A 25,651-nucleotide genomic window follows, 5' to 3' on the forward strand; every position below is an offset into this window, starting at 1 on the left:
AATAAAAGAAAAGAATGAAAAAAAAGAAGCTGATTTTGCAGATATTAAAAAAATATCTATTTTTGCAGTCGAGTTCTTTGCTCAGGTGGCGGAATTGGTAGACGCGCTGGACTCAAAATCCAGTGTCCTCAACAGACGTGCGGGTTCGATTCCCGCCCTGAGTACTTAAAATATAAGGAAGCCAAACATTGCTTGGCTTCCTTTTTTTATCTCTCGATATAACGTTCATTCTTAATAGAATTTTTCTATAAACTTGCCATGGGGATACTTGAAGATACATCCTTTATACTTCTTATTCTTCTTTAGGTTATCTCCGTTCTGGAACGGAGATGATTCGGAGATGTAACGGAGGGGATACGGCAGTGTCTATAAGGGGGTGTCTTGTTTTATCTAAGAAAATGTGGTATATGTATAGCGAGAGATTCCGGGAATTTTAGAGATAAAAAAAGAAGCCAGATAAGAATCTGGCTTCTTTTTTTGGTACTCGAAGCGGGACTTGAACCCGCACAGCCGCAATGGCCACAGGATTTTAAGTCCTGCGTGTCTACCAATTCCACCATTCGAGCCTCTTTTGCAAGAGAGCGAAAAACGGGACTCGAACCCGCGACCCCGACCTTGGCAAGGTCGTGCTCTACCAACTGAGCTATTTTCGCATGGCTTAAACAATATTCAAAAATAAAAAAGAGCGCACTTTTTTTGTGAGTGCAAATATAGAGTGTTTTTTTAGTTTGCAAAAAGAAAAGCGTATTTTTTTCTTTACGCCCGATAATATTTTTATCTTTGTCAGACTTTATTAATTATGACCTGATATGTCGGGAAAAAGACGAGTTGCCGGTTCTTATTTTGTATCAACGCTGAGTATCGCATTGGTGTTGGTTGTTGTGGGGATATTGGTGTTTATTTTGTTGAATGCCCGTTCAATCTCGGAGCATGTGAAGCAGAATATCGGTTTCTCTATTATCGTAAAAGATAATGTGAATGAGGCTGAAATAAAGAAGGTGCAAAAGATTTTGGATACGAAACCGTTTGTCGCATCGTCGCTGTTTATCAGCAAGGAGGCGGCAGCGAAGGAGTTTAAACAGGAGTTGGGAGAAGATTTTGAACAGGTGTTGGGTTACAATCCGTTACTGCCTTCGATAGAGATTAAGCTGAATCCGTTATATGCCAATAATGATTCATTGGTGGAAATCGAGAAGCGATTGGGGGCGTATGATGTAATACAAGAGGTTTCTTATCAGAAATCATTGGTTGAGTATATTAATGACAATATTCGTAAAATCAGTTTTATTCTGTTGATAGCGGGAGCGGCATTGGTGTTGATTTCGTTTACGTTAATACGGAATACAATTCACTTGTCGGTATATTCTCAGCGTTTTTTGATTAAGACGATGCAATTGGTGGGGGCGAAGCCGTTCTTTATTTGCAAACCTTTTATTCAAAACAGTGTGTGGTTCGGTTTTTTTGGCAGTATGTTTGCCAATATGATATTGCTGGCAGCCGTGTATGTTTTGCAAAAAGAGGTGGGAGGCGTGATTGATATTATGAATCAGGATATATTGATTATGATGGTGGCGTTTGTATTTGTGTCGGGAATATTTTTATCGTTTGTTTCTTCGTGGCTTTCCGTATTGAAGTATTTGAATACGGATTTGAATGATCTTTACGGGTAATTAATATAGTAATTATATGGCAATTAAGAATGATTTAAAGAAGTCTGCACCGGAGAATAAGGCCGGTTTTCCGATACCGGAAAGCAATTATAAGATGATATTGGTGGGATTCGGTATTGTGATTTTGGGATTTATTTTGATGATGGGTGGCGGCTCTGATGATCCCAATCAGTTTAATTATGATATTTTCAGTTTCCGTCGGATAACTTTGGCGCCCATTGTTGTTTTGCTGGGATTCGGATTTGTTTTTTGGGCGATTATGAGAAAACCTAAAAAAGAAACGGAAGAATAATTCATGGGTATGAATTGGTTGGAAGCATTGGTGCTCGGAGTAGTTCAGGGATTGACAGAGTTCCTGCCGGTAAGCAGTTCCGGGCATCTTCAGATTATCAGTTCTCTGTTCGGCATAAATGGTGAGGAAAATTTGGCTTTTGCCGTGGTCGTGCATGCTGCTACTGTATGTAGTACGATTGTGGTATTATGGAAGGAGATTGCAGCTTTGTTCGGAGGTCTGTTTAAGTTCCGTTGGAACGAAGAGACTGTGTATGTGGCGAAAATAGTTGTTTCGATGATACCGGTGGCAATTGTGGGCGTCTTTTTTAAGGAATATGTAGAAGAGTTGTTTGGTTCCGGATTATTGGTGGTAGGATGTGCGTTGCTGGTAACGGCAGGATTATTGGCTTTTGCCTATTATGCCAAGCCCCGTTTGAAGACGAACATCTCTTTTGTGGATGCTTTTATTATCGGTTTGGCGCAGGCTTGTGCGGTGATTCCGGGCTTATCCCGTTCGGGTTCGACGATTGCGACAGGAACTCTGTTGGGGAACAATAAAGAACGGGTGGCGAAGTTCTCCTTTTTGATGGTGTTGGTGCCGATTCTGGGAGAAGCTTTGTTGGATCTGATGAAGGGAGATTTGAGCCAGGCTGAAAGCGGAATTTCCGCATTGTCGCTGTTCGTTGGTTTCTGTGCTGCTTTTGTTTCAGGGTATTTTGCTTGCAGCTGGATGATTAATTTGGTGAAAAAGGGGAAATTGATTTGGTTTGCCTTGTATTGTTTGGTGGTGGGAGGCTTGATACTGATATTACGTTAATATGATACAATTCAAAGAGGAAGGTAATTATCAGGAGGGGGCTTTGGTATTGGTGGATAAACCTTTGTATTGGACTTCTTTTGATGTTGTAAATAAGCTCCGTTGGTGTTTGCGTGCAACATGCGGTAAGCTGAAAGTAGGGCACGCCGGTACGTTAGATCCGTTGGCGACGGGGCTGGTGATTATATGTATGGGGCGTTGGACAAAGGAGATTGAAAAATACATGGGGCAGCAGAAAGAGTATGTGGCTCAATTGACGTTTGGGGCAACGACAGCTTCTTATGATTTGGAAACGCCGGTAGAAGGGAATTATCCCTGGCGACATATTACACGGGAGTTTTTTGATGAAGTATTGCAGAAATTTATAGGGGAGATTGAGCAGGTTCCTCCCGTCTTTTCGGCTGTGCGTGTGGATGGGGTGAGGGCTTATGAGAAAGCGAGAAAAGGGAAGGGACCGGAAATGCAGGCGAGGAAAGTGTATATCAAGGAGATTGAAGTGGTGCGTTTTGAGTTGCCGGTGGTGGAATTGAGGGTGGTGTGTGGTAAGGGGACTTATATTCGTTCTTTGGCGCATGATTTGGGGCAGGCTTGCGGAAGCGGGGCTTATTTGTCCGCGTTGCGCCGGACAGCGATCGGGGCGTTTCGGGTGGAAGATGCGAATAATATGGAGGATTTAGTTGCCTGTTTACAAAAAAGATTGTAAATTGCGCGACTTATTTTGTGCTTAAAGGTGTTTTTGTTAAAGATATTAGTATGAAGTTATCCAAGTTTAAATTCAAATTGCCTCAGGAGTTGGTGGCACTTCATCCAACGCCCAATCGGGATGAATGCAGGCTAATGGTTTTAAACAGAAAAACGGGAGAGATAGAACACAAGGTGTTTAAAGACATTATCAATTATTTTGATGAGGATGATGTGTTTGTATTTAATGATACCAAGGTTTTTCCTGCCCGTTTGTATGGTAATAAGGAAAAGACCGGTGCGGAAATAGAGGTTTTTTTGTTAAGAGAATTGAATCCGGAATTGAGGATATGGGATGTGTTGGTGGATCCGGCTCGGAAAATAAGAATCGGCAATAAACTGTATTTCGGTGATGATGACAGTTTGGTGGCAGAGGTTATTGACAATACGACGTCCCGTGGCCGGACGTTGCGTTTCTTATATGACGGTGATTATAAGAAGTTCAAAAAGATTCTGTATGGGTTGGGAGAGACGCCTCTGCCCAAGTTTATTGAGAGGAAAGTGGAACCGGATGATGCGGAGAGATACCAGACTATTTATGCCAAGAATGAAGGGGCCGTTGCTGCTCCGACTGCCGGATTGCATTTTAGCCGGGAGTTGATGAAGAGACTGGAGATTAAAGGTATTAATTTTGCTTTCCTGACATTGCATGTCGGGTTGGGGAATTTTCGGGAAGTGGATGTGGAGGATTTGACGAAGCATAAAATGGATTCCGAACAGATTTTCGTGGGGCCTGAAATTGTGAAAATGGTGAATGAGGCGAAAGATGAAAAGCGTAAGGTATGTGCGGTCGGAACAACTGTGGTAAGGACATTGGAAAGTTGTGTTACGACGAAAGGACGTCTGACAGAGTATGAAGGATGGACGAATAAGTTTATTTTCCCTCCTTATGATTTTAGTGTGCCGGATGCATTTGTTTCCAATTTCCATTTGCCGTATTCTACTTTACTGATGATGGTTGCTGCTTTCGGAGGGTATGATAAGGTGATGAAGGCTTATGAGGTGGCTGTAAAGGAGAATTATAAGTTCGGGACGTACGGTGATGCGATGTTGATTATATAGAATTGGTTTTAATTGCGGATAAAATTAAAAGAGGGTAGCCTACCCTCTTTTTTAATCTAAATATATGAGTTATGAAAAATGCGACTGTATTATTTTTTGTTTTGTTATTTGTTTGGGTTGGAATGAGTGGAGGCTATGCGCAGGAAACGGTTTATCGTCAGGATTATGAAGAATTGACGGATGGGCGGGAAATCAGGAGTGAGATGTGGGATAATTGTAAGGAGGGGGTGAATGTTTCTTGGGCTTCGACGGATGTTCGTTATGATAAAAAGAATGTTCCCGATATTTTAAAAGCGGTTTCTGTTTGGCGGGAGACAGCCTGGAAGGGGGAACGCGTGAACGGGATGGCGTTGTTGTGGACAAAAGAAGGGTGCGGAGAGGTGAAGGCGGAAGTTTCAGAGTTGAAAGGTCCGGGAGGGGAGGTTATACCTGCCGAGTCGATTCGTCTGGGGTTTGTTCGTTATGTGATGACGGATGAGTTGAATAAGGACAAGAGAGGAACTTGCGGTTATCGTCCGGATCATACGTTGTTTGATTCTTCCGTGGTGGCTGATGTGATTGATTGGGATGCGGTGTTGGAATTGAAGGCGCAGGAAACACGGCCGTTGTGGGTGAGTATATGGGTGCCGCAGAATCAAAAAGCCGGCGTGTATCGGGGGAAAGTAAGTTTTATTACTTCTGCCGGCAAGATTGAGCCGTTGGCGATAGAACTGAAGGTGCTTAACCGGGAGTTACCGGCTCCGAAGGATTGGGCTTTTCGGCTTGATTTGTGGCAGAATCCTTTTGCCGTAGCCCGGTATCATGGTGTTCCTTTATGGAGTAAGGAGCATTTCGAGGCGATGCGTCCGGTGATGAAGTTGTTGGCGGATGCGGGGCAGAAGATTATTACGGCTAGTATTATGCACAAACCCTGGGGCGGTCAGACGGAAGATTATTTCGAGTCAATGGTGATGCGGATTAAAACTTTGGATGGAAGATGGGTATATGATTATGCTGTGTTTGACAAATGGGTGGAATTTATGATGAGTTTGGGTATTGACCGGCAGATTAATTGTTATACGATGATTCCGTGGGATTTGTCTTTTCAGTATTTTGACCAGTCGACTAATTCTTTGCAGAAAGTGAAGGCGGGTGTCGGAACTCCGGAGTATATTGATTATTGGCAACCTTTTTTGATTGATTTTGCCCGTCATTTGAAAATGAAAGGGTGGTTTGATATAACAATGATTGCTATGGATGAGCGGCCGCAAGAGGCTATGCGTAAAGCTATCCGTATAATCCGGGAGGCGGACCCTGGCTATAAGATTGCTTTGGCGGGAAATTATCATGAGGCAATAGAGGCGGATATTGATGATTATTGTGTAGCTTCGGGACAGTTTTTTCCGGAAAATGTATTGAAAGAGAGACGGGAGCAGGGGAAAATAAGTACCTATTATACTTGTTGTTCGGAGGCTTATCCAAATACGTTTACTTTTTCTCCGCCGGCAGAATCGGCTTGGTTAGGATGGTATGCAGCGGCAAAGGATTTTGACGGGTATTTGCGCTGGGCGTATAATAGCTGGACGGCAGATCCGCTGAAAGATTCCCGTTTCCGGGCGTTTGGGGGCGGAGATTGCTATTTGGCATATCCTGCGGGACGTTCTTCTATCCGGATGGAGCGTTTGATAGAAGGGATACAGGCGTATGAGAAGGTACGGATATTAAAGGCAAAGTATGCGAAAGAGAAGAATGCTTATAAGTTAAAGTTGATGGAAGATATTTTGGATGGTTTCGAGATAGAAAAGTTGGTTACGGAACCGGCGGCTGATATGGTAAATAAAGCCCGGACGGCCTTGAATAAATTATAAGAGAGAGGAAAGGGGAAAAAGAAACGCCGGACAAAATCCGGCGTTTCTTTTTTGTATAAAGGTTATTTTACAAGGCATTTGCATCAACCAAGGTTTCTTTGTTGTATTCACCGTTGGCTAATTTTTCAGCGACAGTTTTAAATGCTTTGATGGTGTATTTCACATCTTCAAGGGTGTGCATTGCTGTCGGAATCAGACGGAGTAACAATTGTCCTTTCGGAATAACCGGATAAACTACGATAGAGCAGAACAAGTTGTAATTTTCTCTTAAATCGGTGGCAACTTGCATGCCTTCTGCAACGCTTCCGGAAAGGTAGACGGGAGTTACCATGGAATTGGTTTTACCTATGTTCAGCCCGTCTTCTTTTAATCCGTTTTGAAGGGCGTGTGCGATTTGCCATAGTTTTTCGCGGCGTTCCGGTTGGGTTTTCAATAATTCCAGACGTTTGATACCTCCTTCAACCATGGGCATGGTCAATGATTTTGCGAAGGTTTGTGAACGCATATTGTATCGCAAATTCATGCATATTTCTTCTTCCGTTGCGATAAAGGCTCCAAATCCAGCCATAGCTTTTGCGAAAGTAGCGAAATACAGGTCTACTTTGTCTTGTACACCGAAATGTTCGCCGGTTCCGGCTCCCGTGGGACCCATGGTTCCGAATCCGTGTGCGTCATCGACTAAAAGGCGGAAATTGAATTTGTCTTTCAATTTCACGATTTCATCCAGTTTTCCGAGGTCACCGGCCATACCGAATACACCTTCTGTAATAACTAGGATTCCGCCACCTGTTTCCTGCACCCATTTCTCTGCTCTTTCCAATTGTTTCTGGAGGCTTTCCATGTCATTGTGCAGGTATACATAACGTTTGGCAGGAGAAAGACGTAATCCGTCCAATATGCAGGCGTGAGCTTCCGCATCATAGACTATGCAGTCGAAACGGCTTGTTAAACAGTCGATGATGGATACCATTCCCTGATAACCGAAATTCAATAAAAATGCATCCGGTTTTTTAACGAAATCGGCTAATTGTGACTCCAGATATTCATGGCGGGAAGTTTGTCCGCTCATCATGCGGGCTCCCATAGGATAGGCCAAGCCCCATTTTGCTGCGGCTTCCGCATCTGTTTTTCTGACTTCGGGATCGTTAGCCAATCCGATGTAGTTGTTTAGACTCCAGTTCAGGACTTCACGTCCGCGGAATCTCATACGGGGCCCGATTTCACCTTCCAGTTTCGGGAATGCGAAATAGCCGTGTGCCTGTTTGGCATATTGGCCGATGTTGCCCTTTTGTTTTTTTACTCTTTCAAAAATGTCCACGTTTACTAATATTTTGGAATTTTTAATTTTTCATCAAAATCGGAACAAAGGTATAATAAAAAAGTAAAAGGAAAAAGCACTTTTTATTTTTTACTTCTTGTTTTTTCGTATATCTTTGCACGATGCAAAATACTCTGTTTATGAAGAAGTTTATAGTTTTTGTATTGGCTGTATTGTTGCTTAGTTCCTGCGGAGAGTATCAGAAACTATTAAAAAGCAATGATTATCAGTTGATGTACAAAAAGGCGGTGGAATATTACAATAAAGGGGAGTATCAGAGGGCAATGAATCTGTTTGACGGTGTTCGCAGTGTATTTACCGGAACAAGCAAGGCACAGAGTATAGCATATTATAGGGCTTTTTGCTCTTATAATCAGAAGGAGTATGAGTATGCTTCGGAATTGTTTAAGAATTTTGTAGCGACGTATCCGGAGAGTTCTTTTACGGAAGAGTGTTTGTATATGGTGGGATATTGTAATTATTTGGCCTCGCCGAAGCCGAGATTGGACCAGTCTGCTACCCGGAAGGCTATAAATGATTTTCAATTGTATTTGACTCGTTATCCCAACAGTGCAAGGAAGGAGAAGATTAACGGGTATATGGATGAGATGCTGGATAAGTTGGCATATAAGGATTATTTGAGTGCCAAAAATTATTATCAGCGGGAGTATTATAAAGCTGCGGTGATTAGTTTGCAGAATTGTCTGAAAGATTATCCGGGATCCAAGTATCGGGAGGAGATTATGTATCTGCTGTTCAATTCAAAGTATGAAATGGCGGCAAATAGTGTGGATGAGAAGAAGCTGGAACGGTATAATGCGGCGAAGGAGGAGTATTATTATTTTGCCGATGAGTATCCGAACAGCAAGTATGTGAATGATATAAAGAAAAAATATGATGCTATTAATTTTTTCTTGGATAATTATAAGTTTAAAGATTAATTGAATATATAAAATTGATTATGGTGGATTTTAAAAAAGTAAAAGCTCCGAATAACACGATTACCCGTAATCCTGCCGTACTTTCCGCTAAAGCCGGAAATATTTACGAGGCAGTGGCTATTATAGCCAAAAGAGCTAATCAGATTTCTGTTGAGATGAAAGATGAACTGAGTCGTAAATTGCAGGAATTTGCTTCCTATACTGATAATTTGGAAGAGATTTTTGAAAATCGCGAGCAGATAGAGATTTCAAGGTATTACGAGCGTATTCCCAAACCGGTGTTGATTGCGACACAGGAGTTTTTGGAGGATCGGGTTTATTTCCGTAATACGTTTGAGAAAGATAAGAGCGTAAAAGGTAACGCTTAAATTAGATTAAACATGTGTAAGATGGAGAGTGAAAAATGGCCTGCAAGGGCGTTTTCATTCTCCATTTTTTTATAAGCTGTATGATGTTAAAAGGGAAGCATATTATTGTAGGGGTGACAGGAAGTATTGCGGCGTATAAGGCTGCATCTTTGATTCGCCTGCTGGTGAAGGAAGGGGCGGAGGTAAAGGTGATAATGACACCTCTTGCCAAGGCTTTTATTACTCCTTTGACGTTGGCGACGTTGTCTAAGAATCCGATTATGGTGGATTTTTATAATCCGGAGAATGGTGATTGGAATTCCCATGTGAGTTTGGGGTTGTGGGCGGATTTGTTTTTGATAGCTCCGGCGACGGCTAATACGATTGCTAAGATGGCACATGGTGTGGCGGATAATCTGTTATTGACGACGTATTTGTCTGCCAAGTGTCCGGTGATGATAGCGCCTGCAATGGATTTGGATATGTTTTGTCATCCGGTGACCCGGAGGAATATGAAGGAGCTTTGGGAATGCGGGAATTTAATAGTAGAGCCGGGAGAGGGGGAGCTGGCAAGCGGTTTGTCTGGAAAAGGGCGTATGGCGGAGCCGGAGACGATTGTGGAAGCGGTATGTTCTTTTTTTATGAAAAGGACGGAGTTTCAGGGCAAGAAGGTGTTGATAACGGCAGGACCTACGTATGAACCGATAGACCCTGTCCGTTTTATCGGAAATTATTCTACCGGGAAGATGGGTTTTGCTTTGGCAGAGGTTTTGGCGGATTGCGGGGCGGAGGTTATGTTGGTAACGGGGCCTGTACATTTGAAGACGCCGAGGGCTTCGATACGACGGATTGATGTGGAATCGGCGGGAATGATGTATGAGGAGGTGATACGGGCAGCACGGCACTCTGATGTCGTTATTTTTTGTGCTGCGGTGGCGGATTTCACGCCGAAAGAGAGGTCGGAGGTAAAATTGAAACGGGGGGATGAGTCGTTGTGTATAGAACTGGAACCGACAGAGGATATTGCAGCCGAAGTGGGAAGGAGGAAAAAGGAGGGGCAGTTGTTGGTGGGGTTTGCTTTGGAGACGAACGATGAAATGTGTAATGCGTTGCTGAAGCTGAAAAAGAAGAACCTGGATTTGATTGTGTTGAACAGCCTACAGGATGAAGGGGCGGGTTTCGGTGGCGATACCAATAAGGTGACGTTGATAGACCGGCAGGAGAGGAAGGAGGTATTTGAGCTGAAGTCGAAGAAGGAGGTGGCCTGTGATATTGTCAATCGTATTGCGGAAATAATGAATCAATAAAATATAATCAGTATGAATAAACATAGTTTAGTGTCTATCGAAGATTACACGAAAGAGGAGATTCTGGAGGTTTTGCAGTCTGCTTCTGAATTTGAAAAGAATCCCAATCAACGGCTGTTGGAGGGCAAGGTTGTTGCTTCTCTGTTTTTTGAACCTTCTACCCGTACCCGTCTTAGCTTTGAGACGGCTATCAATCGGCTGGGCGGCCGTATTGTCGGTTTTTCAGACTCTTCTTCTTCCAGTGTGACGAAGGGAGAGACGTTAAAGGATACCATCAAGATGGTGGATAATTATTGCGATTTGATTGTGATGCGTCATCCCATAGAGGGAGCTGCCCGGTATGCCAGTGAGGTGGCGAAAGCTCCGGTGCTGAATGCAGGAGACGGAGCTAATCAGCATCCTTCTCAAACGATGCTGGACCTTTATTCTATTTATAAGACTCAGGGAACGCTGGAGAACTTGAATATTTTTATGGTGGGGGATTTGAAGTACGGACGTACGGTGCATTCTCTTCTACAGGCGATGAGTCATTTCCATCCCACGTTTCATTTTATTGCTCCGAAAGAGTTGCAGATGCCGGAGGGGTATAAATTGCATTTGAAGGAGCTGAATATTCCTTATTACGAGCATACGGAACTGAACGGAGTGATTAATGAGGCGGATATTTTATATATGACGCGTGTGCAGCGGGAGCGGTTTGCCGACCCGTTGGAGTATGAGAAGGTGAAGAATGTGTATATTTTGCGGAATGCAATGTTGAGCGGCACGAAGGAGAATATGCGTATCCTGCATCCGCTGCCGAGGGTGAATGAGATTGATGTGGATGTGGATGAGAATCCGAAGGCTTATTATTTTGAGCAGGCACGTAATGGTGTGTTTGCGCGTCAGGCGATTATTTGCAAGGCGTTGGGTATAAAGTAGGATATTATAAATTAAATGTAAGTAGTATGGCAAAAAAAGAGTTACAGGTAAGTGCTATTGAGAATGGTACTGTCATCGATCATATACCGGCTGATAAATTGTTTGATGTGATTAATGTGTTGGGGATTGCAAGTATGGAGAATGCGATGGCTTTCGGAACGAATTTGAAGAGCAGCAAGTTAGGGAAGAAGGCGATTGTGAAGATTTGGGATAAGTTTTTGGAAGACGAGGAGGTGAATAAGCTGGCGTTGGTGGCACCGTCTGCAAAGATTAATATTATCCGCGGTTATGAGGTGGTGGAGAAAAAAATGGTGAATGTTCCGGAGAAAGTGGAAGGCATCGTGAAATGCATGAATCCTAAGTGCATCACCAATCACGAGTATGTACGCACGAAATTTGATGTGGTCGGTACGCAGCCGATTGTTTTGAAATGTCATTATTGCGAGAAGCTGACGGATGAAAAACATTTGGAGATTATCTGATATTAAAAAAGAGGCTCTTTTTGATGTAAAAAGAGTATGTTTTTGATGCAAAAAGAGCCTCTTTTTTAAAATGCCCTCCCAGAGTTGTATTGCATGCCTTACTTGGCGTATAATTTTTATTAATACGAAATATAGATTTCAAGCAGGGTTGCTTCTTTTTCCGGGATGAGGAAGATGTTTTTGAAACAGGCCGGGACGAGTATCGTTTCGCCCTGTTTTACTTTTATGAATTTGTCGGTGTTGTAGACGACGGAGAAGTTACCTTGCAGACACATATAAATGACGAATGAGTCGATACGGATGTAGTCTTTTTCGATTTCTTTGTCGAATTTGAGGTAATTTGTCGTGAAATATTTGCATCCGACGAGTTCTTCCGTGTGGTTTTCGTGCTGATGATAGTGGACGCCGTGTTCTTTCTGTTCTTTAAAGTTGATGACGTCGGTAGCTAATTCCGTATGCAGTTCCCGCGGGTTGCCATTTTTGTCCCGTCGGTCGTAGTCGTAGATGCGGTAGGTGATGTCGGATGTTTGCTGGATTTCAGCAATGAAACAGCCTTTGCCGATAGCGTGTACTGTGCCTGCCGGGATGAAGAAACAGTCTCCTTTTTTTACTTTTTCCGTGTTGAGTATTTCCGGCAGCGTATTATTGTGGAGTTTGGCCAGGTATTCCGATTTGTCGGTGTCTTTGTTGAATCCCATGAGCAGTTGTGCTGTCGGGTCGGCTTCGACGACGTACCACATTTCGGTTTTCCCGTAGGCATTATGACGTTCTTTGGCAACGGTGTCGTCCGGATGTACCTGAATGGACAGATTGTCGCAGGCGTCGATATATTTGATGAGCAGGGGAAATTCGATGCCGAATTGTTCGTATATTTTGTCCCCTACGAGGTCTCCCATGTATATTTCGATTAGTTCTTGGAGGTTGTTGTCGGCCAGAGCTCCTTCGGATACAACGGATATGTTGTCCTGGACGCCGGAGATTTCCCAACTCTCCCCGATGCCGGATTGTACGCCTGTTTCATTTTTGCCGGCGAGTTTTTTTCCTCCCCAGATGGTCTGTTTGACGATGGGTCTGAATTTCAAAGGATACAGCATAATTTTAATATCAAATGGACGAAGTCAAAGATACGAAAAGTCGAGCGCAGAAGCAAGCGATAGCTTGATTATGCCGAGACGGAGTATCTAAAACGAAGTTAAAGATACGAATAAGCCGAATATAAAAGCAAATTTCAGGAAAACTAAATGAGATTGCTTGTTCCGGGAAATTCAGAAATAGAGGTGGCATTGTGTCAGTAATATGGGTAAAGTGGTGACGATGTGATGAGATAAAAGAAAAATCCATAGAGAATTTTAGAAGATTCGACAAAAAACACTATTTTTGTAATAAATGAAATGGATATGATAACAAGAAAGCGTTATTTGGACAAAATAGAAACAGCTTTTAGGTTGGTACCTATCGTGGTTTTAATCGGCGCACGACAAGTGGGCAAAACCTCCATTATGAAATCCTATCCTGTAAAGGATTTCCGCAATACGTTATTCCTGAATGGTCAAGACGTTGAGGTCGCTATGCGTTTCCAACAATTCAGCACAATCGAGCAATACCTGAAAATTTACCTGAACCCACAATTGGAAGGTTTGCTATTGCTGGATGAATTCCAATACATCCAAGGTATCTCTACTATGTTGAAACTCCTGACGGACAAATATGAAGGTTTGCGTATCCTTTGTTCTGGCAGTTCCAGTCTCGACATTCTTCAGCGTGTTGAAGAATCTCTGGCAGGCAGGGTGCGGGTCATAGAAGTGCTTTCGCTTTCGTTTTCGGAATACTTGCTGTTCAAAGATGAACGCCTATGGCAATTGCAGCAACAAGTATCCGTCGCGGATGACGAAAACCTGATTGCTCCGTTGCAACGAGCATACGAAGAATATCTGATTTACGGCGGATTTCCACGTACAGCCCTGACCGATAACCCGCAGGAAAAGGCAGAACTGCTGAACGATATTTACCAAACCTACCTGTTGAATGATGTGCGCCATTACATCTCAAACGAATATTTCGTCGGTTTCAATCGCTTGGTGCGTCTGTTGTCCGTACAGATAGGCAATCTTGTCAATGTAAATGATTTGAGTCGTGAAAGCGGATTGCCATACGCTCGTTGCGAAGAATATATTTATTTGCTCCAAAAGATGTATATCATTAAACTGATAGAACCTTATTTCACGAATAAACGCAAGGTTATCGGTAAAATGAAAAAGGTGTACTTTTGTGATTTGGGATTGAGGAACATCATATACAATAGTTTCAATGAAATCGCATTTCGCACGGACAACGGTGCCCTGTTTGAAAATGAAGTATTACTGGAATTGTGGCGAAACCGTCATTCTTCGGATACGATTTCTTTTTATCGGACTCAAAACGGCACAGAAGTGGATTTCATTTTGGAAGGTCCGCAACGGAAATTTGCCGTGGAATGTAAATACAAATGTTTTCAGCATCCGATATCCATTGCTTCTCTTTCCAATTTGGCTGTTGAAGAGAATATGTATGCTCAATACATTGCCAATATCAATCTCAACACCATCCATAAGGAGACTCGATTTGTTCCGGGTATTTTACTCGACCGCATCGAGTGATTCTCTCAAAAAAAGCGGAGGAGGTGTTGTGCCAGTAAGGCTGGTTGGTCTTGGTGGAGGAAGTGGCTTGCACCGGGGAGCGTTTGTCTGTTTTTTTGTATCGCTTCAACGTTTATTTTCCAGCGGAAACCGTTATCGGTTTTGCCGTATGCGTTTGGGCGTTCTTTGGCGACGGCATCATTGGGATGCACCTAGATGGAAAGGTCGTCGCAGGCATCGATGTATTTAATCAGCAAAGGAAATTCGATGCCGGATTGTATGCCTGTTTCACTTTTGCCGGCGAGTTTTTTCCCTCCCCAGATGTTTGCTTGATGATGGGCTTAAATTTTAAAGGATATAGCATGTTGTTATTGTTTTTTAATTGTAACTTCGCAAAGTTATTATTTTTAATTAATAAGGTTATGAAATGGAGTAGGTTATTTATGTTGCTCGCGCTAATGTCTGCGGGTGTTGCATGCAGTGATGACGATTCGCACAAGGAGGAGGATGAGGTGTTGGATATGTCGGGTGTTTTGGGGCAGAGTCTTTATTATAATAAGTGGTTGAATAATAAAAATGATTATACGACGGAGGGTATGGTCGATGTGATTCGTTTCGGGCAGGATGGTAAGTTGTGGGAGATTGATTTCGGCGGACACAATGAGAAACTTTTGGGTACGTGGAAGGAGAATACGGATAATAATCAGGTAGAAGTCAGCTATGAAGACGGGGAGAAGGAGATTTGGCATGTGTTAAGTTGGAAGAATGGGATTTTTACTGTTATGGTGAATAAAGGGAAACGGGAATATATCGCCGAAGATAATTCGCTGGTGGATTATCTGAAGAATATGAGCGGGGATGCTTTTTTCCTGACGGAAGTTGAACAGGGGGGAAGTAAAACTTCCTTGCGTGTGTTGCTGGAGGGTGAACAGACGGTGAATGTTAGGGAGGCGAAAGTTATTCTTGATAAAGATCAGGAGATGGAGTTGGTGTATGTGGGGAATAATGTGATGATGGAGAAGGAGGCGATAGAGGAAGAGGCGTTGACGAATCTTGGTATGCCGGGGAAGGGCAGAGATGTTATTTTCTATGTGAATGAAGGCAGTGAACGTGAGTTTAAATTTTCAGACTATGTGTATGCTGACGGATTTACGAAGGTGGATTATAAGGCTTTCGACTTACGTGCAAGCAATACCAGCGGTGAGATTTCGGTGAATTGGAAAAATCCGTATTCCAATGGAGAAACTTATTGCCAAGTGGAGGTATTATCTTCGGACGAGAAGACTACCTATTTTAAAAGCGATTTGGAAAAAGGCAGATTGACGTTGGATATTGATAATACGACTAAGACGATCTCTGGATCGAATGATATCCGAAAGCTGTTGGATAAGGGACGGGGAACTAATTTTATTGTTCGTTTGTCGGTGGTATTATTGGAGCCGGGTATTTCGTCAACCAGCAGCAGTTGTTATATCAATCGCCAGGCTGTAACGAATGTTACAGTTTTGGAGGTTCTGAATTAGGATTTTATTAGGAGGTGGGATAATATTAGTTTGTATAGTCTTTCCGGCTCTTCTGTGTGAAGCCAATGACCGGTATCGGGAATTTGGGTCAGCAGGGCAGCTGGAAAGTTTTTTTTGAGAATGTCCGGGTTGGGGATGTAGGGCGAGTTTTCTCCTTTGACGAATAGGAGCGGGCGGTTGTATTGCAGGTGGATGAGTTCGTCCGGCCACTGGCAGATGACATGACGGTTGTTGTAGAGGGCTTCTGCGTTTATTTTCCATTCAAAATCTCCCTCTTTTTTTCGTCGGATGTTTTTTAGGATGATTTGTTGTTCTTGTTCAGAGGGAAGGTGTTGGGCCAGGTGTTTTTTAATGGATTCGTAAGAGTTGAATTGTTTAAGTTCGGTGGTATGGATGAGCCGGAATAGTCTTTCGTGCAGTTCCGGCAGGGGATAATCGCAAGGAGCGATGTCGAGAATGATGCTTTGACTGATTAAGGATGGTTGTTTCAGTAAAAGGTACATGGCGGTTTTTCCTCCCATGGAGTGGCCGATTAGGTGCGGCTGTTCTTTGGGGCAGAGGGACTGTATTAATTCTGCGATGTCTTGTGCGAGGGCGCTGTAACTATGTTCCGGATGATGGGGAGAATGGCCGTGGTTGCGCAAGTCCGGCAATATGACCCGAAAGTGTTTGCTTAACTGGTGTGCAATTGGAAGCCAATTGTCAGAAGCCCCCCAAAGTCCATGCAGGATGAATACCGGGTGACCTTTGCCTTCTTCTCTGTAAAATAGCTTCATGGGAATAAAATTTGAGGGTGCCGAATAATTATCCGGGCACCCTCTGTCTGTTTATCGGTAATAAATTCTTAGTCTTTCAGTTTTGCTTTTAAGAATTCCCGGTTTAAACGGGCAATGTGTTGAATGGAGATGCTTTTGGGGCATTCCATTTCACAGGCACCGGTGTTGGTGCAGTTACCGAATCCAAGTTCATCCATTTTAGCGACCATGGCTTTTGCTCTGCGGGCAGCTTCAATTTTTCCCTGCGGTAATAGTGCCAGTTGGGATACTTTGGCTGCGACGAATAGCATGGCAGAAGAGTTTTTGCAGGTTGCCGCGCATGCACCGCATCCGATACAAGCGGCAGCATCCATGGCTTCTTCCGCATTGTCGTTAGAGATGGGGATAGCGTTACCGTCGGGTACACCTCCTGTGTTTACGGATACATATCCGCCTGCCTGCAAGATTTTTTCGTAAGCCTGACGGTCTACGATGAGGTCTTTGATAACAGGGAATGCTCCGCTTCGCCACGGTTCAATGGTGATGGTGGCTCCATCCTCGAAACGACGCATGTGTAATTGGCATGTGGTAACATCGTCGTCCGGTCCGTGAGCGCGTCCGTCGATGAACAGGCTACAAGTTCCGCAGATACCTTCACGACAATCGTGGTCGAAAGCAACCGGTTCTTTGTTTTCGCTAACCAGTTGTTCATTCAGGATGTCCAGCATTTCAAGGAATGAAGTGCCTGTGGAAATATTATGGATTTTGTATGTTTCAAACGCGCCTTTGGATTTGGCATCTTTTTGACGCCATACCTTCAGTGTCAGTTCTTTTAATATTTTGTCTGCCATAATGATTTTGTATTTATTGTTCTTTATTTATAAGAACGTTGTGTTAATTGAACATTTTCAAATACTAACTCTTCTTTGTGTAATTCGGGAGCGGCGTTTTCACCTTTGTATTCCCATACGGAAACATATTTATAGTTTTCGTCATCCCGTTTAGCCTCTCCTTCTTCCGTAACTGATTCCAGACGACAGTGTCCGCCGCAGGATTCGTTGCGGTCAAGGGCATCGTGTGCCATCAAGTCTGCCAATTCGATGAAATCGGCAACACGACCGGCTTTTTCCAGTTCATTGTTCATGGCAGTGAATTCACCGACAACGCGAAGGTCTTTATAAAATTCGGTTTTTAATTCCGCAATCAATTCGATGGCTTTTTTCAAACCTTCCGCATCGCGCGCCATTCCGATATAGTCCCACATGATGTGGCCCAGTTGTTTGTGGAAGTGGTCGGGTGATTTGGTTCCCTTGATATCGTAAAGTTTGCGTAAACGTTCCGTAACGTTTTTCTCTGCTTCGTCGAATTCCGGTGTATTGGTTTGAATTTTCGGAGTCTGGATTTCTTTTGCCAGATAGTCTCCGATGGTATAAGGCAGGATAAAGTATCCGTCTGCCAATCCCTGCATCAAAGCGGAAGCTCCCAAACGGTTTGCTCCGTGGTCAGAGAAGTTGCATTCTCCGATGGCATATAATCCCGGGATAGTTGTCATCAGGTTGTAGTCTACCCAAAGACCACCCATTGAGTAATGGATAGCGGGATAAATCATCATCGGGTTTTCATAGGGGTCTACAGCCGTGATTTTTTCGTACATCTGGAATAGATTGCCATAACGTTTTTCAATGGTATCGCGTCCCAATTGCTGTATAGCGTATTTGAAATCCAGAAATACGGCTTTACCGGTGTTATTTACTCCGAAGCCGGCATCACATCTTTCTTTGGCTGCACGGGAAGCAACGTCACGCGGAACTAAGTTCCCGAATGCGGGATAGCGGCGTTCCAGGTAGAAGTCACGGTCTTCGTCCGGTATATCGTTCGGGTGTTTGGTGCCTTCCTGTAATGCTTTGGCATCTTCAATTTTTTTCGGTACCCATACACGACCGTCGTTACGTAAGGATTCAGACATCAAGGTCAATTTACTTTGCTGTTCTCCGTGTACCGGAATACAAGTGGGGTGAATCTGTACGAAACAGGGGTTGCCGAACATAGCTCCTCTTTTGTAGGCTTGCCATGCTGCACTTCCGTTACATCCCATCGCATTGGTTGATAAGAAAAATACGTTACCGTAACCGCCGGTAGCCAATACGACAGCATGGGCACCGAAGCGCTCTATTTTTCCCGTTACGAGATTGCGGGCGATTACACCGCGGGCTTTACCGTCTACGACAACAACATCCAGTACTTCATGACGGTTGTATACTTTGACTTTTCCTTTTTCAATCTGACGGTTCATAGCTCCGTAGCAGCCTAACAACAATTGCTGTCCCGTTTGACCGCGGGCGTAGAATGTACGGCTTACCAAAGCACCACCGAAAGAGCGGTTGGCTAATAACCCGCCGTAATCACGGGCGAAAGGTACACCTTGTGCAACGCATTGGTCGATGATGGCGTTACTTACTTCTGCCAGACGATATACATTGGCTTCACGTGCACGATAGTCTCCTCCTTTAATGGTTTCGTAGAACAAACGGAATATGGAGTCATTATCGTTTGTATAGTTTTTGGCGGCATTGATTCCTCCCTGTGCAGCGATAGAGTGTGCCCGACGGGGAGAATCCTGATAACAGAAAGCCGTTACGTTGTATCCTAATTCGGCTAAGCTGGCGGCAGCGGAGCCTCCTGCTAATCCTGTTCCGACAACGATGATATCAAATTTTTTCTTGTTTGCCGGGCTGACAACACCAATGTGTGCTTTGTGGGTTGACCATTTATCTTTTAACGGACCGGCCGGTATTTTAGCATCTAATATTGACATAGTGAATTTTTTTAGTTTTTGATTTTATGTTGGATTGGTGTTTATTTTCCGAATATCAAGAAGTAAATCGGAAGGATGCTGAAGCCTACAGCGAACACTATCGCAAAGAAATAAGCTACATATTCCAGACGTTTTCTCCAAATGTCGTTGGAAAAACCGATGGATTGGAATGCCGACCAGAATCCGTGGGAAATATGGAGTCCCAATAAAATAGCGGCAATAATGTAGATTACGGCATATACCGGCTGCATTAAGGTTTTGCTTACCAATTCGTATTGGCTGCTGACTTCACTGAATTTGAAGTAGTACCAGAAGTTACAGATGTGGAGCGCAAGGAATGCCAATACCAATGCCCCTAAGATATACATGTTGCGGGAAGGCCACGTGCAATTTTTTGATTGATTGCGTAAAGCGTATTTTTGCGGGCGAGCCTTTTGATTCTGAATCGTTAAAATACTTGCCCAGATAATGTGGATGATAAAACCCAGAGCAAGAACCGGTTCGATTACTTTGATAAAAGGCAGTTCCATAAATTCACATCCTGCATTGAAGGCTTCTTCGCCGAAAAGCAGCAATAGGTTCACCGATAAGTGAACGCATAAGAATAGAATTAGAAAAAGTCCAGATAAACTCATGATGACTTTTTTCCCAATAGAGGAGGATAAAAAATTACTCATAGTAAGATTTATTGATTAATAAATGGTTAAAATCTCTGTTCATGTGCAAAAGTATCTTTTTTCTTTGATTTTGCCATGAATCAATAGAGAAAAGTTTCATTAATTAGCGGAATTGTTTTTTGTTTTTAAGGCTTGGTATAGGACGCTTTGTATTTCTGTCCGTATATTTTCCTCGCTGAGCTTTGTATTGAATTCGTTGGGATAAGTCCGGTTTGACAGAAATATATACAAAAGTCGGTTCTCCGGGTCCGCCCAGACAAGGGTGCCGGTAAATCCGGTGTGTCCGAAACTGCAAGCGGGGGCTTCTTTGCAGGTAGGCCCTATTTTTTTTTCATCCAATTCCGGTTTGTCAAATCCGAGGGCTCTTCGATTGTTTGGAAAACAATGGTTCTTTTGTGTGAATAGCTGAATAGTAGCGGAATCTAATAATTGTTCTCCTCCGTAGCTGCCGTTGTTTAAGTAGAGAGTCATGATTTTTGCCAAATCTTCAGCCGTGGAAAACAGTCCGGCGTGTCCGGCTATTCCTCCCAATATGGCAGCGGTCGGGTCATGTACATAGCCTTTTATTTCTGATTTGCGGTATAGATTGTCGACACAGGAAGGTACAATTAGTTCCTGTGGAAGACGTTTATAGGCTAAAAAGTCGGTGTGGGTGGTACCCAGTTTTTCAAAGAAGTATTTTTTGGCTAATACGTCTAAAGAGGAGCCTGTTTGTGTTTCTGCAATTTTTTGAAGGAAAATGAATCCGAGGTCGCTGTACGCATATTCCTTTTTAGGACTGACGTCGGAGTGGATGATTTTGGCCAGAACTGTATCCTGATACCCATTGAACATATACAGTCCGGGAGTGAAAAGCCGGTAGCCCGGACGGGAGGTATGGGACAGCGTGCTGTCTTTGAATTGGTAATTGGGGTTTGCGAACAAGTGGTCTTTCAGCTTCAGGGTATTGTATTTTGTCGGCACTTTGGAGAAAAGATGTTCGGGCAGTTCTTTCATGTTGATTGGTTCGGAAAAGACGGGGAAGAAACTTTTTAGTCCGGCGTTGTGTGTCAATATTTCTTTTAGTGTGATGCCTTCTTTATTGGTTTGTGCCAACGCAGGGTAATATAAGTGGGCAGAAGAGTCCAATTCGATTTTTTTCTGCTCATAAAGTTTCATGATGATAGGCAGCGTTGCCGTGATTTTCGTTACGGAAGCGATGTCATAAATATTGTCGGGGTGGGTCGCTTTTTGTTTTTCGTAGGTGTGATAGCCGAATGCTTTATTATATATGATGTAATCATCTTTGGCAACGAGTACTTGACAGCCGGGGGTACTTTTTATGCGGATGGCGTTTTCGCAAATAGAGTCAATGGCGGACAGAGAAGCTGAAGGTATGCCGCACATTTCAGGAAGTTCATAACCTAAGCGGATTTTTGGAGTTGTGATGCCTGTACCCTCCGGAAATTCGGGGGAGATGGAGACGGGTAATTTTCCGGAGACGGGAATGCCTCCGAAGACAGCTTGTGCTGCATATTGTCTCGCATACAAATGGTCTTCATAGCTGATTAGAATAGCATCAATAGGCAGGTGTGTGTACTGTTGCAATCCATACGGGATCCCTGGATGGCAAAGTATGATTTTTTTGTTTTTAAGGAGCGTGATAAATTGTTTTAATGCCGGAGTGTAGCCATACTGTCGGGAGATTTTATTGGAGGCAGCATTGTTGTAAATGATAACACAGTGGTAAGATGATAGTTTTTTGATTAATTTCTGTATAGCATCTTCGGATAGATTTTTGGGTGTGGTGAAATGAGAAACTTTGGCGTATTTGCCTAAAGTTGTTTGAAATGTGTTTAGTTTTTCGGAACCGAAGTTTACGGAAGCAATTTTCAGCGTATCCAGATGTTTCAACGGTACTAATTCCCCGTTATTTTTGATAAGGGTTATGGCATTTTTATACAGTTCTTGTTTTAAGGCAAAATCTTCGGGACGGTTTACTCTGGACCAAAGTTGTTCGTTCTTTAAATTCGTGGAGGGAATGTATTGTTGTTTTATACGTAAGATTTTTTGACATTTGGCGTGAATGTCCTGTTCTGATAGTAAGCCGTTGCGGATGGCTTTTTTAATTTGTCGGATTGCATGTTCAAGATTTTCAGGGAATAAGAGTATATCATTTCCTGCCATGAGAGCCTGTACTTCTGCTTCTCCCTTTTCCCTCCCGGTCGTGACACCTTTCATGTTCATGGCGTCGGTAAAACAGAGACCGTCAAAGCCTAATTGTCCGCGTAGCCAATGATTGACAATGTGTGGGGATAATGTGGCGGGCAGTGAGGAGGAGTCCAGGGCTTTTACATTGAGGTGGGCAACCATAATGGCGGGCAGACTGTCCTGAATGAGTCTTTTGAAAGGATATAGCTCTATTGAATCCAAGTGTTCCAGATTGTGAGAAATCACGGGGAGAGTCAGATGCGAGTCGGTATTGGTATTTCCATGTCCGGGGAAATGTTTGGCTACGGGCAGTACGTTGTTGGATAAACTGCCGGCAATATACATGCTCGTTTTTTTGTATACGTTCTCCGGGTTTTCGCCGAAAGAGCGCATGCCGATAATCGGGTTTTTAGGATTGTCGTTGATATCTGCGATAGGAGCGAAGTTAACGTGTATACCCATTTCGTTGCAATGGCGGGCGATGGTCTGGCCTAAGCGATAGATGAGGGAATCGTTCGTGACGGCTCCGTTGATAAGCATTTGCGGAAATTCCATAGCGGTTTGCAAGCGCCAGCCTAATCCGTGTTCCGCATCAATACCTATTAGCAACGGATATTTGCTGATTTTTTGAAAATTACGGGTCATTTCCAATTGCTTTGCCGGGTCGCCTTGAAAGAAAATAAGCCCGCCGATATGGTATTTCTTGATTATTTCTTTTGTTTTTTCTTCATATTCTTTGTCCTTATTGCTATACACGGCAATCATGAAAAGCTGTCCTATTTTTTCATCCAAAGTCATATTGTTCAATGTCGTTATGACTTGGTCGGGTTGTGACTGAGGATACCCTTGGAACACTATTCCCGATAAAAGAAAAAACAGTATGATGCAATGTTTCCGTATAAGTATCATGAAGTAAAGATAAGGAAAAGAGGGTAGCGAAAAGATCGGTACCCTCTTTCATTTGCTTAAATATATGTTTATTTTAATAATTCGGCGATTTTATCCTCCAGTTCCTGACCGTGAAGATTATGTGCAACGATGATATTGTCTTCGTTTAATATGAAAAGGTTGGGAATGCTCATTACGGCATATTGTCCGGCAGCGGCATTGTTCCAATACTGAAGATCGGAAACCTGATACCACACAAGGTGGTCATCTGCTATTGCTTTTTCCCAATTCGCTTTATCTCTGTCTAATGATACACCGAGAATTTCCAATCCTTTCGGATGGAATTTTTTGTAAATCCGTACCATTTCGGGATTGGCACGACGACAGGGACCGCACCAGGAAGCCCAGAAGTCAATGATTTTCACTTTGCCTTTGATGTCATACAAAGACAGCGGTTTGCCTTCGGGAGTATCTTGTGTAAAGTTAGGAGCCTTTTGACCGATGGCAACGGTTTCTAATTTTTTAATATGTTCGGCAATTTTTTGTCCGTATTCGCTGGCTTTGGCATTCTCGCCCAAAGCGTTGTATTTTTCCTGCAATGTCGGTAAATCCAGATTATAAATCTGACTGTTTATGATGTAAGGAGCAACATAGCTGTCCGGATAAGCGGCAATCAAAGCATCCTTTTTTGCAGAAAACAAGCTGTCAGCCTCATTAAATTGATTGCGGATGGCATTGATTGTTTTTTCGTCTTTCGCTTGCATGGCAGCAGAATATTCTTTGTAAAGTTCGGACTGCTGTTTTCTGTAATCGTAGGAAATAGCCAAATATTCATTCAGGATTTTTTGGTTTTCCGTTCCTTCGATTTTAGACAGGGTATTGTCTGTGGGATGAAGTGTTGCCGTGAAAGTAGCGTTTTCGATTAAAATAGGGGCTCCGCCTTTTTTACCTTCTACGACAAGTTCTGCATTGGTAAGGTTGTTGGCGATGCCGCGCATGGTAAATTTACCCGACTTAATCGGTGCCTGGTTCAAAGTATCAACGACTCTTCTGTTGTATTTTAGCAAATAAACGGTGCCTTCATTCTCACCTTCAATACTTCCTTTAATAGTGTATTGAGGTGTGGTATTGCAGGCAGCCAGAAAGGCGAGCGCTGCTAATGGAAATAAAATTCGTTTCATAGTTCTTATAATTATAGATTAATCGATTTTGCGTTTCATAAACCATCCTTCTTTGAAAGCGATGTTTAATCGGACTTTTGCGTATTTTTCCTGAATAAGTCCGTTCTTTTCGGTGCCTCTGAGTCCTAAGTCAAAAGCGATTCCGAGAGACAATTCACGGTTTGATACATATACGGGCATTTGGATACCGCAAGTTACACCGTAGGTATTAATGTGTACATTATTGACTTCAATTTGCGACCGGACAGCGTATGCCCCCAAAATGTATTTGTTGCGTTGCCACCAGAATCTGCCGTAGCGTGCCGGTAACAACGACGCTCCGATTGCAATTTTGTGATAGTCATTGTATTCCTGGTCTATGCCGAACTCCTTATAGGCTGACATTTCTTGGAAAGTGTAATCACCCGAAACCATCCATTTGTCTTTATAGTCGTATGCAAATCCGCTTATGATTCTGAAAGGATAGGAAATATTTCCGTTGTTTAGTTTTTCATCATCCAGTGTTTCATTGACTTGCGTACTTGAGTTGATTTTGTAGGACTCCAGGTCTTTGCGGGCATTCATCTTGGATGACAGGTTGAAAGCAGACCCTAAGGTAAGTTTCGATTTCGGAGAAAGTTTCATATCATATTGGAGTCCGATATTGAAAATTACATCGGAGATGGCTATCTTATTCCGGCTATTGATATAATAACTGTCGGAAATGAGAGGCGTAAGGGTTTCTCGTTTTTCGATATTTCCGAATACAACGGAAGAGTTGAGCCCCACAGAAAGATTCCAGAACCTGTAAGCAAACCCGAGATAGAAATCGTTTAATCCTCCCTCTCCTGAAACTTGTTGATTGTAATATTCATTATCACTACCGTTTATCATTTTGTAATAATAAAGGTCGTAACCGATATCCGAACGTTGATTGAAACCCAAAGAGGCGAATAAATTGTTGTAAACGCGGAAAGCCATATTCAGGGAAGCATTTTGTGCAACCCTATAACTGCTGTTCTCTTGGTGAGTGGAGATATTAACATATTCACCCGTTATTCCGAACTGGAAATAAAAACGGTTGCTGTCCAAAGCCGTGTAGGATGCCGGATTTAGAAAATTAATATTATTGTTGTCGCGCATGGCGGCAGAAACCCCTCCCATGGCAGTGTAAGGGCCGTAATTGTCTTGCAACAGACCAATCCCGAACATAGAGTAGGGGGTTCCCGTATTGTTTTGACTATAAAGCTGATGAGCTAATAAAATAGACAGAAAATATAGCAGAATAATTTTTTTCATATA

The 25,651-nt window shown here is 43.1% G+C and carries 22 protein-coding genes and 3 tRNA genes; 14 read left to right on the plus strand and 11 right to left on the minus strand.

The features are described from left to right. Nucleotides 1-79: 79 nt before the first annotated feature. Nucleotides 80-164 (plus strand) — tRNA-Leu (locus NFR61_RS02070). A 314-nt stretch (nt 165-478) separates the two neighbouring features. On the opposite strand, the gene NFR61_RS02075 is transcribed toward NFR61_RS02070, so the two are convergent. Together NFR61_RS02075 and NFR61_RS02080 are read right to left on the minus strand one after the other, a co-directional pair. Beyond that, nucleotides 479-566 (minus strand) — tRNA-Leu (locus tag NFR61_RS02075). A gap of 14 nt (nt 567-580) precedes the next feature. After that, a tRNA-Gly gene (locus NFR61_RS02080) sits at nt 581-653 on the minus strand. 156 nt (nt 654-809) lie between these two features. On the opposite strand from NFR61_RS02080, the gene NFR61_RS02085 reads away from it, so the two are divergent. The 6 genes from NFR61_RS02085 (at nt 810) to NFR61_RS02110 (ending at nt 6,410) form a co-directional block, all read left to right on the plus strand. Further along, a complete protein-coding gene (locus tag NFR61_RS02085) occupies nt 810-1,670 on the plus strand; it encodes a cell division protein FtsX (RefSeq protein WP_251620090.1) in 861 nt (286 codons plus the stop codon). A 16-nt stretch (nt 1,671-1,686) separates the two neighbouring features. Continuing rightward, nucleotides 1,687-1,962: a DUF3098 domain-containing protein gene (locus NFR61_RS02090; protein WP_251620092.1), complete on the plus strand. Its 276-nt coding sequence runs from the start codon at nt 1,687-1,689 to the stop codon at nt 1,960-1,962. A gap of 9 nt (nt 1,963-1,971) precedes the next feature. Further along, nucleotides 1,972-2,760, plus strand: a complete 789-nt coding sequence (locus NFR61_RS02095) for an undecaprenyl-diphosphate phosphatase (protein WP_251620094.1) — start codon at nt 1,972-1,974, stop codon at nt 2,758-2,760. Between the two features lies 1 nt (nt 2,761). Then, the gene (truB, locus tag NFR61_RS02100) at nt 2,762-3,463 is read left to right on the plus strand and encodes a tRNA pseudouridine(55) synthase TruB (protein ID WP_251620095.1); all 702 of its coding nucleotides are present in this window, start codon (nt 2,762-2,764) and stop codon (nt 3,461-3,463) included. Nucleotides 3,464-3,513: 50 nt separating this feature from the next. Further along, on the plus strand, nt 3,514-4,563 hold the full coding sequence (queA, locus tag NFR61_RS02105) for a tRNA preQ1(34) S-adenosylmethionine ribosyltransferase-isomerase QueA (protein ID WP_251620097.1): 1,050 nt from the start codon (nt 3,514-3,516) through the stop codon (nt 4,561-4,563). 71 nt (nt 4,564-4,634) lie between these two features. Beyond that, entirely contained in the window at nt 4,635-6,410 is a 1,776-nt protein-coding gene (locus tag NFR61_RS02110; RefSeq protein ID WP_251620099.1) for a DUF4091 domain-containing protein, read from the plus strand. A 67-nt stretch (nt 6,411-6,477) separates the two neighbouring features. On the opposite strand, the gene NFR61_RS02115 is transcribed toward NFR61_RS02110, so the two are convergent. After that, nucleotides 6,478-7,728: an aminotransferase class I/II-fold pyridoxal phosphate-dependent enzyme gene (locus NFR61_RS02115; protein WP_251620100.1), complete on the minus strand. Its 1,251-nt coding sequence runs from the start codon at nt 7,726-7,728 to the stop codon at nt 6,478-6,480. Nucleotides 7,729-7,868: 140 nt separating this feature from the next. Between NFR61_RS02115 and NFR61_RS02120 the strand changes: the two genes are divergently transcribed. From NFR61_RS02120 to pyrI, 5 genes are all read left to right on the plus strand, one after another. Next, entirely contained in the window at nt 7,869-8,669 is an 801-nt protein-coding gene (locus tag NFR61_RS02120) for an outer membrane protein assembly factor BamD (RefSeq protein ID WP_251620102.1), read from the plus strand. A gap of 20 nt (nt 8,670-8,689) precedes the next feature. Then, complete coding sequence (locus NFR61_RS02125) at nt 8,690-9,037, plus strand: DNA-directed RNA polymerase subunit omega (protein ID WP_251620103.1); 348 nt, start codon at nt 8,690-8,692, stop codon at nt 9,035-9,037. Nucleotides 9,038-9,117: 80 nt separating this feature from the next. After that, nucleotides 9,118-10,323, plus strand: coding sequence for a bifunctional phosphopantothenoylcysteine decarboxylase/phosphopantothenate--cysteine ligase CoaBC (gene coaBC, locus NFR61_RS02130; protein ID WP_251620105.1), 1,206 nt, complete (start codon nt 9,118-9,120; stop codon nt 10,321-10,323). A 12-nt stretch (nt 10,324-10,335) separates the two neighbouring features. Further along, a complete protein-coding gene (gene pyrB, locus NFR61_RS02135; RefSeq protein WP_251620106.1) occupies nt 10,336-11,244 on the plus strand; it encodes an aspartate carbamoyltransferase in 909 nt (302 codons plus the stop codon). Between the two features lie 26 nt (nt 11,245-11,270). Continuing rightward, the gene (gene pyrI / locus NFR61_RS02140) at nt 11,271-11,726 is read left to right on the plus strand and encodes an aspartate carbamoyltransferase regulatory subunit (protein WP_251620107.1); all 456 of its coding nucleotides are present in this window, start codon (nt 11,271-11,273) and stop codon (nt 11,724-11,726) included. A 119-nt stretch (nt 11,727-11,845) separates the two neighbouring features. On the opposite strand, the gene NFR61_RS02145 is transcribed toward pyrI, so the two are convergent. After that, nucleotides 11,846-12,820 (minus strand): type I phosphomannose isomerase catalytic subunit, encoded by a 975-nt coding sequence (locus NFR61_RS02145; RefSeq protein ID WP_251620108.1) that lies wholly within the window; start codon nt 12,818-12,820, stop codon nt 11,846-11,848. A gap of 303 nt (nt 12,821-13,123) precedes the next feature. On the opposite strand from NFR61_RS02145, the gene NFR61_RS02150 reads away from it, so the two are divergent. Next, complete coding sequence (locus tag NFR61_RS02150) at nt 13,124-14,362, plus strand: ATP-binding protein (protein ID WP_251620109.1); 1,239 nt, start codon at nt 13,124-13,126, stop codon at nt 14,360-14,362. 50 nt (nt 14,363-14,412) lie between these two features. Further along, nucleotides 14,413-15,864 (plus strand): hypothetical protein, encoded by a 1,452-nt coding sequence (locus tag NFR61_RS02155; protein WP_251620111.1) that lies wholly within the window; start codon nt 14,413-14,415, stop codon nt 15,862-15,864. Here NFR61_RS02155 and NFR61_RS02160 read toward each other — a convergent pair. From NFR61_RS02160 to NFR61_RS02190, 7 genes are all read right to left on the minus strand, one after another. Further along, entirely contained in the window at nt 15,861-16,640 is a 780-nt protein-coding gene (locus NFR61_RS02160) for an alpha/beta fold hydrolase (protein WP_251620112.1), read from the minus strand. The genes NFR61_RS02155 and NFR61_RS02160 overlap by 4 nt on opposite strands. A gap of 68 nt (nt 16,641-16,708) precedes the next feature. After that, nucleotides 16,709-17,470 carry a succinate dehydrogenase/fumarate reductase iron-sulfur subunit gene (locus NFR61_RS02165; RefSeq protein WP_251620113.1) on the minus strand — a complete coding sequence of 254 codons (762 nt, stop codon included), beginning with the start codon at nt 17,468-17,470 and terminating at the stop codon, nt 16,709-16,711. Nucleotides 17,471-17,493: 23 nt separating this feature from the next. Next, nucleotides 17,494-19,434, minus strand: coding sequence for a fumarate reductase/succinate dehydrogenase flavoprotein subunit (locus tag NFR61_RS02170; protein WP_251620114.1), 1,941 nt, complete (start codon nt 19,432-19,434; stop codon nt 17,494-17,496). 41 nt (nt 19,435-19,475) lie between these two features. Further along, nucleotides 19,476-20,111, minus strand: a complete 636-nt coding sequence (locus NFR61_RS02175) for a succinate dehydrogenase cytochrome b subunit (protein WP_251620116.1) — start codon at nt 20,109-20,111, stop codon at nt 19,476-19,478. 99 nt (nt 20,112-20,210) lie between these two features. Next, the gene (locus NFR61_RS02180; RefSeq protein ID WP_251620117.1) at nt 20,211-23,210 is read right to left on the minus strand and encodes a serine hydrolase domain-containing protein; all 3,000 of its coding nucleotides are present in this window, start codon (nt 23,208-23,210) and stop codon (nt 20,211-20,213) included. 68 nt (nt 23,211-23,278) lie between these two features. Next, entirely contained in the window at nt 23,279-24,370 is a 1,092-nt protein-coding gene (locus NFR61_RS02185; protein ID WP_251620119.1) for a TlpA disulfide reductase family protein, read from the minus strand. Between the two features lie 18 nt (nt 24,371-24,388). Beyond that, the gene (locus NFR61_RS02190; RefSeq protein ID WP_251620121.1) at nt 24,389-25,648 is read right to left on the minus strand and encodes a BamG family beta-barrel-assembly machinery protein; all 1,260 of its coding nucleotides are present in this window, start codon (nt 25,646-25,648) and stop codon (nt 24,389-24,391) included. Between the last annotated feature and the right edge of the window lie 3 nt (nt 25,649-25,651).

It is taken from the genome of Odoribacter lunatus, from assembly GCF_943193135.1.
GTDB lineage: Bacteria > Bacteroidota > Bacteroidia > Bacteroidales > Marinifilaceae > Culturomica > Culturomica lunata.